General features: G+C 73.3%; 7 protein-coding genes and 2 pseudogenes. 6 read left to right on the plus strand and 3 right to left on the minus strand.

Annotated features, from left to right (window positions below; genetic code table 11):
• Positions 1–22: 22 nt before the first annotated feature.
• Together IG88_RS44505 and IG88_RS0127235 are read left to right on the plus strand one after the other, a co-directional pair.
• A pseudogene (locus tag IG88_RS44505) lies at positions 23–307 on the plus strand (hypothetical protein); the annotation flags it as partial.
• Positions 308–392: 85 nt separating this feature from the next.
• The gene (locus IG88_RS0127235; RefSeq protein WP_031046560.1) at positions 393–1,361 is read left to right on the plus strand and encodes an aldo/keto reductase; all 969 of its coding nucleotides are present in this window, start codon (positions 393–395) and stop codon (positions 1,359–1,361) included.
• Between the two features lie 48 nt (positions 1,362–1,409).
• Here IG88_RS0127235 and IG88_RS0127240 read toward each other — a convergent pair whose 3' ends face one another.
• The gene (locus IG88_RS0127240) at positions 1,410–2,075 is read right to left on the minus strand and encodes a DUF4232 domain-containing protein (RefSeq protein ID WP_031046563.1); all 666 of its coding nucleotides are present in this window, start codon (positions 2,073–2,075) and stop codon (positions 1,410–1,412) included.
• A 193-nt stretch (positions 2,076–2,268) separates the two neighbouring features.
• Entirely contained in the window at positions 2,269–4,650 is a 2,382-nt protein-coding gene (locus tag IG88_RS0127245) for a SpoIIE family protein phosphatase (protein WP_031046566.1), read from the minus strand.
• Between the two features lie 380 nt (positions 4,651–5,030).
• On the opposite strand from IG88_RS0127245, the gene IG88_RS0127250 reads away from it, so the two are divergent.
• From IG88_RS0127250 to IG88_RS0127260, 3 genes are all read left to right on the plus strand, one after another.
• Positions 5,031–8,117: a glycoside hydrolase family 2 TIM barrel-domain containing protein gene (locus IG88_RS0127250; RefSeq protein ID WP_031046568.1), complete on the plus strand. Its 3,087-nt coding sequence runs from the start codon at positions 5,031–5,033 to the stop codon at positions 8,115–8,117.
• Between the two features lie 153 nt (positions 8,118–8,270).
• A complete protein-coding gene (locus IG88_RS0127255) occupies positions 8,271–10,514 on the plus strand; it encodes a glycoside hydrolase family 9 protein (protein ID WP_031046573.1) in 2,244 nt (747 codons plus the stop codon).
• 339 nt (positions 10,515–10,853) lie between these two features.
• The gene (locus IG88_RS0127260; protein WP_031046575.1) at positions 10,854–12,467 is read left to right on the plus strand and encodes an RICIN domain-containing protein; all 1,614 of its coding nucleotides are present in this window, start codon (positions 10,854–10,856) and stop codon (positions 12,465–12,467) included.
• A 57-nt stretch (positions 12,468–12,524) separates the two neighbouring features.
• On the opposite strand, the gene IG88_RS0127265 is transcribed toward IG88_RS0127260, so the two are convergent.
• The gene (locus IG88_RS0127265) at positions 12,525–13,694 is read right to left on the minus strand and encodes a lactate 2-monooxygenase (RefSeq protein WP_031046577.1); all 1,170 of its coding nucleotides are present in this window, start codon (positions 13,692–13,694) and stop codon (positions 12,525–12,527) included.
• A 359-nt stretch (positions 13,695–14,053) separates the two neighbouring features.
• Between IG88_RS0127265 and IG88_RS39130 the strand changes: the two are divergent.
• Positions 14,054–14,490 (plus strand): annotated as a pseudogene (locus tag IG88_RS39130) (protease inhibitor).
• Positions 14,491–14,626: the final 136 nt, after the last annotated feature.

Here is a 14,626-nt window from a genome sequence, read left to right on the forward strand (position 1 = left end):
CGTCGTCGTCTGCGCCGCGGGCGTGGCCGACGGCGTGGGCGGACCGATCGGCGCGGCGCGGGAACGCGGCTGGGACACCGGGGCCGTGGCCACGCTGTGCGAGGCGTCCGGACCGGGCGTCCCCATCCCCCTGGCCGTCCTGCCGTGCGTCTCCGACGCGCCGGCCTGCCACCCCGCCTACCGGGAGAGCCTGGCCGGGCTGCGTGGCATGGGCGTGCGCTTCGGCGACCGGTACACCGGGGACCCGGGGGAGGACGGCAGGCGTCCGCGGTCCGGCCGGGAGCGGGCGCCGGACCTGGTCGAACGGCACCGACCCCGCACGGAGTCCGGGACCGCCCCAGGACGTACGCTCGCCCTCGTACCGATGACCGGCGAAGACAGGAGCGGCAACGATGCAGTACGTGAAGCTCGGTTCGACGGGCCTGGACGTGTCGCGGATCTGCCTGGGCTGCATGACCTACGGCGTTCCCGACCGCGGCACGCACGAGTGGACCCTCGACGAGGAGGCCTCGCGCCCGCTGATCCGGCAGGCCCTGGAGGCCGGGATCACCTTCTTCGACACGGCCAACGTCTACTCCGACGGCACCAGCGAGGAGATCGTCGGCAAGGCGCTGGCCGACTTCGCCCGCCGTGACGACATCGTGCTGGCGACCAAGGTGCACGGACGGATGCGGCCCGGGCCGAACGGCGGGGGACTGTCCCGCAAGGCGGTCATGACCGAGATCGAGCACAGCCTGCGGCGCCTGGGCACCGACTACGTCGACCTCTACCAGATCCACCGCTTCGACCCGCACACCCCGGTCGAGGAGACGATGGAGGCGCTGCACGACCTGGTGAAGGCGGGCAAGGTCCGCTACATCGGGGCCAGTTCGATGTACGCCTGGCAGTTCTCCAAGATGCAGTACACCGCCGAGCGGCACGGCTGGACCAAGTTCGTGTCCATGCAGAACCACTACAACCTCCTCTACCGCGAGGAGGAGCGCGAGATGCTCCCCCTCTGCGCCGACCAGGGCGTCGGCGTGCTGCCCTGGAGCCCGCTCGCCCGCGGCCGCCTCACCCGCGACTGGGACACCGCCACCGGGCGCAGCGCCACCGACGACTTCGGCAGCACCCTCTACCAGGAGGGCGACCGCGCCGTGGTCGAGGCCGTCACCCGCATCGCCGCCGAGCGCGGCGTCCCGCGCGCCCAGGTGGCCCTGGCCTGGCTGCTGCACCAGGGCACCGTGACCGCGCCCATCGTCGGCGCCTCCAGGCCGGGACACCTCCAGGACGCCGTGGCGGCGGTGGAACTGACGCTCGGCGAGAAGGAGATCGAGGAACTGGAGCGGCCCTACGCCCCGCACCCGATCGCCGGTCACTGAGCGGGGGACCGGTACGGCGGGGCACCGGTGCGGCAGGGGACCGGTGCCTCACGGGCCGGTGCCCGCCTCCAGGGTGGTCAGGGACATCGACGACGCGTTGCCGCCTACCGGCACCTCGCCGGCCGTCCACGGCACCTTCAGGGGCTGCCGCTCGTCCGGCGGGGTGACGAGCAGCGCCGCCGGAGTGGCCGTACGGGCACCGCTGATCTCGGGGCTGGAGAACGACAGCCCGGCCCACGCACTCCCGCCCGGCGTCAGCGTGACCGTCCGGGGGGAGCCGGGGGCCCGCCCGGGATCCGGGCCGAGCTGCTTGCCGGAAGCGTCCACGAAGGCGGCGCCGGGATAGCCGTACACCGTGCAGGTGCGCTCGGAGGTGTTGGTCAGCACGACGGGGAAGTTGCGCTGGCCCGCCCCCGGGTCCACGCGGCCCACCGAGGCCCGCAGTTCGCCGGTGTGGCAGCGGCCGTCGGTGCGGGCCGAGGCGGAGGCCGAGCCCGCCGTGTCGCTGGGCACGGCACCGGCCGCCGTGGTGGTGTCGTCGGGCGCCGCGGTGCCGCCGCCCGGCTCCGCGCTGCTGCTGCGGGCGGTCTCGCCGGGCTCCGGCGTGCCGTTCGAGGTGGCGCTCTCGCTGCCGCAGGCGGTCAGCAGACCGAGCAACGCGACCCCGCTCGCGAACAGGGCCGCCCGGCGTACCGGCTGGGACGTGTCAGCCATCGCTACTCCACACTCCCGTCAGGTTCCGGCACCCGGCCCCCTTCGGACCGGAACCGGGTTCTCCGTCCTGTCGAGTGTCCCGCCGCGGGCCCCGGGAAACGAGGGGGCGCACTCCGCGGGGGAGGTGGCATTCGGAGCGGGGTGGTGAAGCCGGGTGCCGCGGCGAGGTGCGCGCGGGGGCGCTCACGCCCGCTCACTCGGCGTCGTCGAGCAGTCCCAGTTCGGCCCAGATGGTCTTGCCCTCGGCCGTGTGCCGGCTGCCCCAGCGCTGGGTGAGCTGGGCGACCAGCAGCAGACCGCGCCCGCCCTCGTCCCAGGTCCTGGCCCGGCGCAGGTGCGGCGCGGTGTGACTGGTGTCGGAGACCTCGCAGATCAGCGTCGCCGTGTCGTGGATCAGCCGGAGCCGGATCGGCGGGGAGCCGTACCGGATGGCGTTGGTGACCAGTTCGCTCACGACCAGCTCGGCGGTGAACGTCGCCTCCATCAGGCCCCAGTCGGCGAGCCGGTCGAGGACCTGCTTGCGCACCGGCGCGACCAGGGCCGGGTCGGCGGGGATGTCCCAGGTGGCGACCTGTCCGGCGGGCAGTCCACGGGTCCGGGCCAGCAGCAGGGCCACGTCGTCGGCGGCGTTGCCCGAGGGGAGGAGGGTGGCCAGCACCCGGTCGCAGGCGGCGTCCAGGGACTCGGCGGGGGCGGCCAGCGCCTCGCGCAGCAGCGCCTGGCCCGCGTCGGTGTCCCGCTCGCGGCTCTCGACCAGGCCGTCGGTGTAGAGGGCCAGCACGCTGCCCTCGCGCAGCTCCATCTCGGCCGACTCGAACGGCAGCCCGCCCACGCCCAGGGGCGGCCCGGAGGGCAGTTCGACCTGCTCGGGGGGTCCGTCCGGCGGGATCAGCACGGGCGCCGGGTGGCCGGCGCGGGCCATGGAGCAGTGCCGCGACACCGGGTCGTACACCACGTACAGGCACGTCGCGCCGACCTCGCCCGCCCGGTCGTCGCCGGACTCCTCGGACAGCCGCACCACCAGGTCGTCGAGGTGGGTGAGCAGTTCCTCCGGCGTCAGGTCGATGTCGGCGAGGGTGCGTACGGCGGTGCGCAGCCGGCCCATGGTGGCCGAGGCCGGGATGCCGTGCCCGACGACGTCCCCGGCGACCATGGCGACGCGCATCCCGGACAGCGGGATGACGTCGAACCAGTCGCCGCCGACGCCCGAACGGGCCGCCGGAAGGTAGCGGGAGGCCGCCTGCACCGCGGCCGTGGGCGGCAGCCACCGCGGCAGCAGGCTGCGCTGCAGGGTCAGGGTGGCCTCGCGCTCGCGCGAGTAGCGGCGGGCGTTGTCGATGCAGACGGCGGCGCGGGCGCTGACCTCCTCGGCCAGCAGCACGTCGTCGTGGGTGAAGGGGTCGGGGCGCCGGAAGCGGGTGAAGACGGCGACACCGAGGGTGGTGCCGCGGGCCTGCAAGGGCACCGACATCGTGGAGTGGATGCCGTACTCCGCCACCCGGCGCAGGCGGTCGGGGTCCCACCGCAGCCAGCGTTCGAGGTCGCCGTAGGCCACCGAGGCCACGATCGCCTGCCCGGAGAGCAGGCACGCGGCCTGGGGCGATCCGGCCGGGTAGACGTCCAGGCGGCCGAGTTCGGACACGGTCTGCGGGCATTCCTCCGTGACCGACTGGTGCGCCGTGCGGCGCAGGCCGAACGGCGGCTCGGCCACGGTGGCGGGCTCGCCGCCGTGCTCCCGCGGATCCAGCAGGTCGACGCTGACGAAGTCGGCGAGCGCGGGCACGCACACGTCGGCCAGCTCCTGCGCCGTACGGGTGACGTCGAGGGTGGTGCCGATGCGGACACTGGCCTCGTTGACCAGTTGCAGCCGCTCCCGGGCGCGGTGCTGCTCCGTGAAGTCGTGCGCGCTCACGCAGACGCCGAGCACCCGGCCGTCGGTGTCGGTGAGCGGCGCGATCCGGGCGTTCCACGCGTGGGCGCGGCTCTCGCCGACGGCCTTGAAGCGGCTCTGCATGTCGTGCCGGCGGCCGGTGGCGAGCACGCGCCGCATCAGCCGTTCCAGCTCCGCGTTCTGGGGCCGGCCGCTGAAGTCGGTGGCCCGCAGACCGCGCATCCGGTCCGGCGGGAGGCCGATCAGCCGCGCCATGGCGTCGTTGGCCCCGCGCAGCAGGAGCCGGTCGTCGAAGACCATCATGGCGCAGGGCGACTGGGTGAGGGCGGCTCTGACGAGGGGGTCGTCCTCCGGTTCGGGACCGGATTCCAGTGGGGTGACGGCGAGCCACGTGGCCGGTGCGCCGTCCGCCCCCGGCCGGCGGTGGGCGAGCACCCACACCGACACGGTGTGACCGTCGCGGTGCCGCAGGGCCAGGGTGCCGCTCCAGCGGTCGTCCTCGTGATGGGGAGGTGTGCCGTCACCGCGGTCCGCGAGCAGGTCGGCGGCGGGGCGTCCGACGACGTCGGCGGCCGGGTGGCCGAGCAGCAGGCGGGCGCCCTCGTTCCACTCGCGCAGGGTGCCGGAGCCGTCGACGACGGCGCGGGCCGTGGCGGCATCGTCGAACGGGTTGACCGGACTCATCGTCGCCACTCCATTGCGCACACCCACAGTGATCAGCGCGTCACCTTGTTCCCAGCCTAGTGGGTCCGGGCTCCGCGCGGACCCGGACCCGGCGGGCGCATCGGCCCGGGCCGATGCGCTCCCGACCGGGGTCCTCCGGGCGGCACAGGGCAGAAAGTGCTTTCCGTGCCCTTGACGGGTGCGCGGGCCCCGGCGTCAGAATCTGTTTGTTCGCGATCACTTGTGAGTACTTCTGGGCTCTGCTGTGCCTCCATGAGCCCTGATGAGTCCCGTTGATGAGTCCTGCTGACGAGTCCGACGAGTCCGACGAGTCCGACGAGTCCGACGAGGCTGACGAATCCGATGAGTCCTGTATGAGGGAAAGACGAGGGAGATCCGCCATGACGGTCACGCGTAGATCGGTTCTGATCGCCTCCGCCGCCACCCCGGCGGCCGGAATCGCGCTCGCCGCCCCCTCGGCGCGGGCCGCCGAGGCGACCGGAGGCTCCGCGGGCCGCAGCACCCTCGCCCTGCGCGACGGCTGGCGCTTCCGGCTGGTCGACCCCGACGGGGCCGCCGAGGACACCACGGACGCCGCCGATCCCGCCCACGACGACTCGGCGTGGCGCGAGGTCGCCGTCCCGCACGACTGGAGCATCGAGCAGACGCCCACCACCGAGCACGGCACCACCAGCGGCACCGGCTTCCTGCCGGGCGGCCTCGGCTGGTACCGCCTCGCCTTCACGCTGCCGCGCGAGTACGCGGGCAAGCGGATATCGGTCGAGTTCGACGGCGTCTACATGGACGCCCGCGTCCACTGCAACGGCCGGGAGGTGGGCCACCACCCCTACGGCTACACGGGTTTCGCCCTCGACCTCACCGACCTGGTGCACACCGACGGCCGCACCGGGAACGTCCTCGCGGTCCAGGTGCGCAACCGCCTGCCCAGCAGCCGCTGGTACTCGGGCAGCGGCATCTACCGCGAGGCCCGCCTCGTCGTCACCGAGCCGGTGCACGTACGGCGCTGGGGCACGTACGTCACCACGCCCCGGGTGGGCGAGGACAGCGCCGTCGTCCGGGTGGAGACGTCGGTGGTCAACGCCTCCGGCGCCGCGTGCGAGGTCGAGGTCCGCTCGGCGGTGAAGGACGCCGAGGGACGCACCGTGGCCCGCACCGGCTCCACGGTGGACGTCTCCGATGCGGCGGCCGAGACCCACGAACTCACCGTCCGGCGCCCGCGACTGTGGGACTTCGCGAGCCCGCACCGCTACACCCTGCACACCGAACTGCTGGTGGGCGGGCGCACCGTCGACACGTACCGCACCCCCTTCGGCATCCGCACCTGCCACGTCGACCCGGAGGAGGGCTTCCACCTCAACGGCAGGTACGCCAAGATCAAGGGCGTCGACCTCCACCACGACCTCGGCGCGCTCGGCGCCGCCGTCAGCGTCGACGCGATCCGCCGCCAGATGACCATCATGAGGTCGATGGGCGTCAACGCCTTCCGCACCTCGCACAACCCGCCCTCCCCCGAGATGATCGAGGTGTGCGAGGAGATGGGCATCGTCATGCTGGTGGAGGCATTCGACTGCTGGCGCACCGGCAAGAACCGCTACGACTACGGCCGGTTCTTCGACGAGTGGTGCGAGAAGGACGCCACCGAGATGGTGCTCGCGGCCCGCAACTCGCCCGCCGTCGTCATGTGGTCCATCGGCAACGAGATCCCCGACTCCACCGCCACCGCCGGACTCGCCATGGCCGACCGGATCATCGACGCCGTCCGGGCCGCCGACGGCACCCGCCCCCTGGTCATCGGGTCCGACAAGTACCGCCGGCTGCCCGCCAAGGGCTCGGCCGCCGACCTGATGCTGGCCAAACTGGACGGGCTCGGCCTCAACTACAACACCGCCAAGTCCGTGGACGACCTGCACGCGGCCTACCCGCACCTGTTCCTCTTCGAGTCCGAGTCGTCCTCCGAGACCTCCACACGCGGCACCTACCAGGAGCCCGAGCACCTGAACACCGGCGAGAACCACACCCCGGGCAGGCGGGCCACCTCCTCCTACGACAACAACCTCGCCTCCTGGACGATGAGCGGCGAGTACGGCCACAAGAAGGACCGGGACCGCAAGTGGTTCGCCGGGCAGTTCCTGTGGTCCGGCATCGACTACATCGGGGAGCCCACGCCGTACGACGTCTTCCCGGTGAAGGCGTCCTTCTTCGGCGCGGTCGACACGGCCGGGTTCCCCAAGGACATGTACCACCTCTTCCGCAGCCAGTGGACGGACGAGCCGATGGTCCACCTGCTGCCGGCGACCTGGAACCACCGCGAGGGCGACACCGTCGAGGTCTGGGCCTACGCCAACGTCGACACCGTCGAGCTGTTCCTGAACGGGACGTCGCTCGGCACCCGCCGCTTCGACCGGAAGAAGACCGTCGACGGCCGGAGCTACCTGGAGACCACCGAGGCCACCGGCGACGACAAGACCTTCACCGACGGACCCCACCCCGGCAGTTACACCAGCCCCAACGGCAGCGCGGGCAAGCTCCACCTGACCTGGAGGGTGCCCTTCGAGGCGGGCGAGCTGAAGGCCGTCGCCCGGCGGGACGGCAGGGCCTTCGCCACCGACGTCCTGCGCACCGCCGGGGCCCCGCACGCCCTGCGCCTCACCCCGGACCGGGAGACCGTCGACGCGGACGGCCGTTCCCTGGTCTTCGTGACCGCCGAGGTGGTCGACCGGCACGGCGTGGTGGTGCCCGGCGCCGAGCACCTGATCTCCTTCGACGTCGCCGGCGGCTCGCTCGCCGGACTCGACAACGGCCGTCAGGAGAGCGCCGAGCGCTACCAGGCGAGCACCCGTACCGCCTTCCACGGCAAGGCGCTCGCGATCGTCCGCGCCGGCACCCGGCCGGGCACGGTACGGGTGACGGCCCGCGCGGAGGGACTGCGTACCGGCACGGCGGCCGTCCGGGCCCGCCACGCCACGGACCGGGCGACCACACCGGCCCCGGTCTTCCGTCCCGCCCACCCCGCGCCCGTGGCCCACCCGCACGCGGACGCGAGCTACTCGGGCCGGTCCGACACCCTGCCCGCCGCCGTGCTCGACGGCGACCCGGCCACCGGCTGGTCCAACGGCTTCCACAAGGAGGCCACCGCCCTGCTGCCCGCCTTCGACGGCGCCCGCGCCGAGGACTGGCTCTCCGTCGACCACGGGCGCACGCGCGCCTACGACCGGGTCGAGGTCTCCTTCACCGTGGACGACGGGCACAGCCTGCCCGCGTCCGTCGAGGTCGCCGTCTGGGACGGCCGTGCCTGGCGCGCGGCGAAGAGGGTCCGGACCGACTGGGCCACGGCCTCCGACACCCCTACGGTCGTCACCTTCGAGCGGGTGCGTGGTTCCCGCATCCGCCTCACCTTCACCAGCCGCCACCCGGGGGAGGCACGGGGCGCGGTCCGCGTCAGCCGCCTGGAGGCGCCCGCCGCCTGAGCCACCGCACCGCGCTCCGGACGGGACCGGCCCGGGAAACCGGTCCTGTCCGGACCGTTGACGGCATGTCATGTCTGCCACAAGCATGTCCCGCGACCGCATTTGGGAGCGCTCCCATTCCCGTGGGGCGCCACCTCCCCGAGGAGCCCGGACGTGAAAAGACGCAGAACCGCGCTCGTCTCCCTGACGGCCCTGCTGGCGGCGGCCGTCACCGCGCTGCCCGCCGCCCCGGCCGGTGCCGAGGAGACCGAGCAGGTCAGGAACGGCACCTTCGACAACGGCACCGACTCCTGGTGGGCGAGCAGCAACGTCACCGCGGCCGTGGCCGACGGACGGCTGTGCGCCGACGCCCCCGGCGGCACCGCCAACCGCTGGGACGCCTCCGTCGGCCAGAACGACGTGACCCTGGTCGCGGGGGAGTCCTACAGGTTCTCCTTCACCGCCACCGGTACGCCCGCCGACCACGTGGTCCGGGCCATCGTCGGCCTGTCGGTGTCCCCGTACGACACCTACTTCGAGGTCAGCCCGCAGCTCAGCGTCTCCGGCAACACCTACTCGTACACCTTCACCTCGCCCGTCGACACCGCCCAGGGCCAGGTCGGCTTCCAGCTCGGCGGCACGCCCGACGCCTGGCGGTTCTGCGTGGACGACGTGTCCCTGCTGGGCGGCGTGGCGCCCGAGCCGTACGTGCCGGACACCGGGCCGCGGGTGCGGGTCAACCAGGTCGCCTACCTGCCGTCGGGACCGAAGAACGCCACGCTCGTCACCGACGCGACCTCCCGCCTGCGCTGGCAGCTCAAGAGCGAGGCCGGACGGGTCGTCGCCGACGGCTGGAGCGTGCCCCGGGGCGTCGACGCCTCCTCCGGGCAGAACGTCCACTCGATCGACTTCGGCCGCTACAAGAAGCGCGGTGAGGGCTACACGCTCGTCGCCGACGGCGAGACCAGCCGCCCCTTCGACATCGGCACCGCCGCCTACGAGCGGCTGCGCCTGGACTCGGCGAAGTACTACTACACGCAGCGCAGCGGCACCGCGATCAGCGACGGACTCCGCCCCGGTTACGGCCGCCCCGCCGGGCACGTCGGGACGGCACCCAACCAGGGCGACACCGAGGTGCCCTGCCGGCCCGGCGTGTGCGACTACACCCTCGACGTCTCCGGCGGCTGGTACGACGCCGGAGACCACGGCAAGTACGTCGTCAACGGGGGCATCTCCACCTGGGAGCTGCTCAGCACCTACGAGCGCTCCCTGCACGCTCGCACCGGGAAACCCGCGAAGCTCGGCGACGGGTCGCTCCGCATCCCCGAGAGCGGCAACAAGGTGCCGGACATCCTCGACGAGGCCCGCTGGGAACTGGAGTTCCTGCTGAAGATGCAGGTTCCGCAGGGGCAGCCGCTGGCCGGAATGGCGCACCACAAGATCCACGACGAGCAGTGGACCGGGCTGCCGCTGCTGCCGAGCGACGACCCGCAAAAGCGCGAGCTGCACCCGCCGACCACCGCCGCGACCCTCAACCTGGCGGCCACGGCCGCACAGGCCGCCCGCCTGTACCGGCCCTACGACCGTCAGTTCGCCGCGAGGGCACTGGACGCGGCCCGCACCGCCTGGCGGGCGGCGCTCGCCCACCCCGGCCTGCTCGCGGACGAGAACGACGCCGTCGGCGGCGGCGCCTACCCCGACGGAGAGGTGGCCGACGAGTTCTACTGGGCCGCTGCCGAGCTGTATCTGACCACGGGGGAGCGGGACTTCGAGGAGTACGTGCTGAACTCCCCGGTCCACACCGCCGACATCTTCGGTCCCACCGGCTTCGACTGGGCGCGCACCGCGGCCGCCGCCCGGCTCGACCTGGCCACCGTGCCCAGCAGGCTCCCCGGGCGGGACCGAGTCCGCGGCTCCGTCGTGCGGGGCGCCGACCGCTACCTGGCCACGCTGAAGGCACACCCGTACGGCATGCCCTACGCCCCCGAGGGCAACGTCTACGACTGGGGCTCCAGCCACCAGGTCCTCAACAACGCCGTCGTGATCGCCACCGCCTACGACATCACCGGCGGGGCCGCGTACCGTGACGGCGCCGTCCAGAGCATGGACTACATCCTCGGGCGCAACGCCCTCAACATGTCCTACGTCACCGGGTACGGCGAGGCCAACGCACACCAGCAGCACAGCCGCTGGTACGCCCACCAGCTCGACCCGGCGCTGCCGGCACCGCCCGACGGCACCCTGTCCGGCGGTCCCAACTCGAGCATCCAGGACCCCTACGCGCAGAGCAAACTCCAGGGCTGCGTCGGCCAGTTCTGCTTCATCGACGACATCCAGTCCTGGTCGACCAACGAGCACACCATCAACTGGAACGCCGCACTGGCCCGGATGGCCTCCTTCGTGGCGGACCAGGGCTGACCCGCTGTCCCCACCCCACCCGGCCGGGGGCCGCACCGCATCCGTCGCGGAAAAACGGAAAGCGGTGCGGCCCTCTCGCTTGCCCGAGATTCTGACCGTCTTTCAAAGGCGGCCGAGGTTGCCCGGTCTCCTTGTTGGCCATGAGTGGTTTGTGCGAGAGTGAAGCACCCGTGCGGGGGGTAAAGGCCGGGTCTCGCACGCGCTTTGACGGGCCGGGTCCGATTTCGCCATGGCGAATTCACGCCTTCCGCGCCATGCCCGAGAGGTACACACCAATCCGCGGGTCCTTTCCGGCATCCGAACGTCTGAGCCGCCTGCGCGTGGGAAGGAACGATCTCAGTGCCCACCCCCCACCCTCCCCGGCCCGTCCACCCGCCTTCCGGCGGAGGCCCCGGGGAGTCCGACGAGTTGCTGGCCGCTCGGCTGCGGGACGGTCCCCGCAGCGAGGCGGGCCGCAGCGCCGCGCTGCTGATGGCCCGCCACTGGCGGCCCGCGCACGACTACGCCACCCTGTGTCTGGCCACGTCCGACGAGGTCGCCGGCATGGTCACCGCCGCCGCCTGGCACCAGGTGCTGGCCCGCCTCGCCCAGGGCGAGGCGGCCACCGCACTGCGCCCGCGCCTGCTGGTGGCCGTGCGGGACACGGTCCGGCAGTGGTCCGCGGACGAGGCGACGTCCGGCGTCCTGCCGCAGTTGCTCAAACCCGCCGGAGGGCGCGGTATGCGGGCGGCGAAGTCCCTGACCCCGGAAAACCGCACGCTGGCCGCGCGGGCATTCGCCTCACTTCCCGGACCGGCCCGCTGTTTGCTGTGGCACACGGAGGTTGAAGGGGAGTCCATAAGTGTGCCGGCGGGCCTGCTCGGCATGGACACCGACACCGCGTCGGCCACCCTGGAACAAGCGCGGGAGAAATTCCGCGAGGCTTGTCTGCACGCCCACAGGCAGCTCGCGCCGAGTGCGGAGTGCCGCTTCCAGAGCCGTCTGCTCGACGTCCCGATCCGCCGGGGCGGCGCCCTGCTGCCGGACGTCCGCAAGCATCTGGCGGACTGCCGGCACTGCCGGCACGCCGCCGACCAGCTCGGCCACTTCGAGCGGACGCTGGGCGCGCTGATCGCCGAAGCGGTGCTCGGCTGGGGCGCCCGGCGCTACCTGGACTCCCGGCCGGCGCGTGCGACGCGGAGCGGTCCGGCCGGGGGCGCCGCCCGGCACCGCGGGTCACGCCCCGGGCTGCTGGGCCGCGTCCCGCTGCCCGCGGCCGTGCGCAGGCCGCCGGGCCGGCCGCGCTCGGGCCGGTCCCTGCTCAGGCAGTTCGGCGCGGCCTCCGCCGGTGTGCTGGCCGTCATGCTGGTGGTGAGCGTGTGGTCCCACGACGGCGGGAGTGCCGGTCCCGCCGCCTCCACCAGTGCCGTCGACGGCAAGGGCCGCACGTCCGCGACGAGCCGTCCCAAACCGCCCGGTGCGGCCGGGGCGCCCACGTCCCCCGACCGCACGCGGCTGCGCAACCTCGCCGCGGACCTGTGCCTCGACGTGCGGGGCGAGCCGAGGGCCGGAGCGGGTGCCCGGCTGGCGAAGTGCTCCGAGGCGTGGACCCAGCAGTGGAACCACGAGGAGGACGGCCTGCTGCGCAGTGTCGCCGATCCGGGACTGTGCCTGGACGCGCGGGCGGACGCCGGAGTGGTCATTCTCGGCACCTGCGCCGACCGGGGCACCGAGCGGGGCGACGACGTGCGCTACGACCTCACCGAGCAGGGGGAACTGGTGCCGCGCGGGCAGCGGCTGCTCGCGCTCGCCACCACCACCCGCGCCCCGGACGCCGACGTCGTCGTCAAGGTGCACGACGGTTCCGACGACCAGCACTGGCGCACCGAACCGGTGCCGGCGGCGGAGGGCTCCCCGGCCGTCGGGCGTACGGACGCCCCGGACGCGCGGGCCGTGGACCTGTCCGGAGGCTGAGCAGGACACCGCCGCCGCGTTGGCGGTACCTCCCGGGGGGACGGCGCCGCCGTCCCCTCACGCCGGGTCCTCGACGAGGTCGGCGGGGGTCGGCGTGGCGGGCGAGGCGTGACCGGACAGGGCCAGGGTGAGGTCGAGTTCGGCGAGCAGACAGCGGATCACGTGCTCGACGCCCGCCTGTCCGTCCAGCCCGAGACCGTAGACGTAGGGACGGCCCAGCAGCACCGCCCGGGCACCGAGCGCGAGGGCCTTGAAGACGTCGTCGCCGGTGCGCACACCGCTGTCGAACAGCACGGTCAGCCGGTCGCCGACCGCCTCCACCACGCGCGGCAGGGCGTCGGCCGCCGCGACGGAACCGGCCACCTGGCGGCCGCCGTGGTTGGAGACGACGACGCCGTCCATCCCGGCGTCGGCGGCGAGCCGGGCGTCGTCCGGGTGCAGGACGCCCTTGAGGACGATCGGACCGTCCCAGTTCTCCCGCAGGAACGCCAGGTCGGGCCAGGTCTTGGCGGGATCGGAGAACATGCCGACGAAATGCATGACCGCCGCGTTCGGGTCCTCGTGCACCGGCTTGGCCAGACCGGCCCGGAAGGCCGGGTCCGAGAAGTAGTTGGCGGTGCCCACTCCGTGCAGGAACGGCAGGTAGGCCTGGTCCAGGTCGCGCGGGCGCCAGGACAGCAGGGGCGTGTCCAGCGTGACGAACAGCGCCGTGTACCCGGCCGCCCCGGCCCGGTCCAGGAAGCTGCGCGCCACCTCCCGGTCCCTGGGCCAGTAGAGCTGGAACCAGCGCTCGGCGTCGCCCATCGCCTCGGCGACCTGCTCCATGGGTGTGCTGGAGGCGGAGGACAGGATGTACGGCACGCCCTGCGCGGCCGCGGCCCGGGCGGCGGCCGGCTCCGCGTCCGGATGCATGATCGACAGGACGCCGACCGGGGCCAGCGCCAGCGGGGCGGGCAGGTCCCGGCCCAGCACTTCGACGCCCAGGTCCCGCTCGTGCACGTCGCGCAGCATGCGCGGCACGATCCGGCGCCTGTCCAGCGCCGCCCGGTTGGCGCGGGCGGTGCTGCCGTCGCCCGCGCTGCCCGCGACGTACCCGAAGGGGCCGGGGCCCAGGCGCCGTTCGGTCAGTTCCTCCAGCCGGGTCAGGTCGGTGGGCAGCCGCGGCACCGCGCCCGTCATGCCGTTCAGGTAGATCTCGTACTGGAAGTCCGCCCAGTGCTTCAGCATCCCACGTCCGCCTCTCGTCGTCGAGCTCGCGCTGCGGGCACCATACCCGCGGGTATGCCGGGGGTGGCCGTCAGGGGCGGCGGGGCCGTTCCAGGGGTGTTTCAGGCCTATTGCCGAAGCCGCGGATCACGCCATTCGGCCTGTTCCGGTCTCAATATTCGATCAAGAAACGCCCAGTTCCGGACTTGGAACGTTTCCATTTGGTGACTTCACGCCACTGATTCAATACGCAAGGTTACCGAAACCCGTGGGGTCGAGATGAGTTCCGGCGCCGGACTCGGCAGACTCGCGCTCGCAGCCCCGGCACCCACCGGGCCGGGCCGGCCACCACCCTCGACACGAGCGGAAGGATGCACACGATGCGGAACACCGCGCGCCGGGCAGCGACTCTGGGCCTGACGGCCACCGCCGTCTGCGGGCCCCTCGCCGGGGCCTCCCTCGCCTCCCCGGCCACCGCCCCCGCGTCGCTCCACGCCCCCTCGGCCCTGGTGCTGACCGTGGGGCGCGGAGAGAGCGCTGCCACCACCGCCCCCCCCTGCGCGCGGTCACCCTGACCTGTGCCCCGACCGCCTCCGGCACTCACCCGGCGCCCGCCGCGGCCTGCGCCGAACTGCGCGCCGCACACGGCGACCCGGGCGCCCTGAGCGGCGACTCCCCGGTGACGTGCACCCGGGAGTACGCCCCCGTGGTCGTCACCGTCGACGGGGTCTGGCAGGGCCGTCGCCTCTCCTACGAACGCACCTTCGCCAACGAGTGCGTGAAGAACGCGGGCAGGACGAGCGTCTTCACGTTCTGAGGGACCGGGACCGCCAGGACCGTGCAGCATCACCGGCTGCTCGCCGCTGGGGAGTGCGAGCGCCGCCGCACCGGTCACGCGGGCCCGCACCGGGGACGGCGGACGGAGTGGGGCCGTCCGCCGTCCTCCCGGCCCG

It is taken from the genome of Streptomyces sp. NRRL F-5650 (assembly GCF_000721365.1).
In the GTDB taxonomy this organism is placed as follows: Bacteria; Actinomycetota; Actinomycetes; order Streptomycetales; family Streptomycetaceae; genus Streptomyces; species Streptomyces ardesiacus.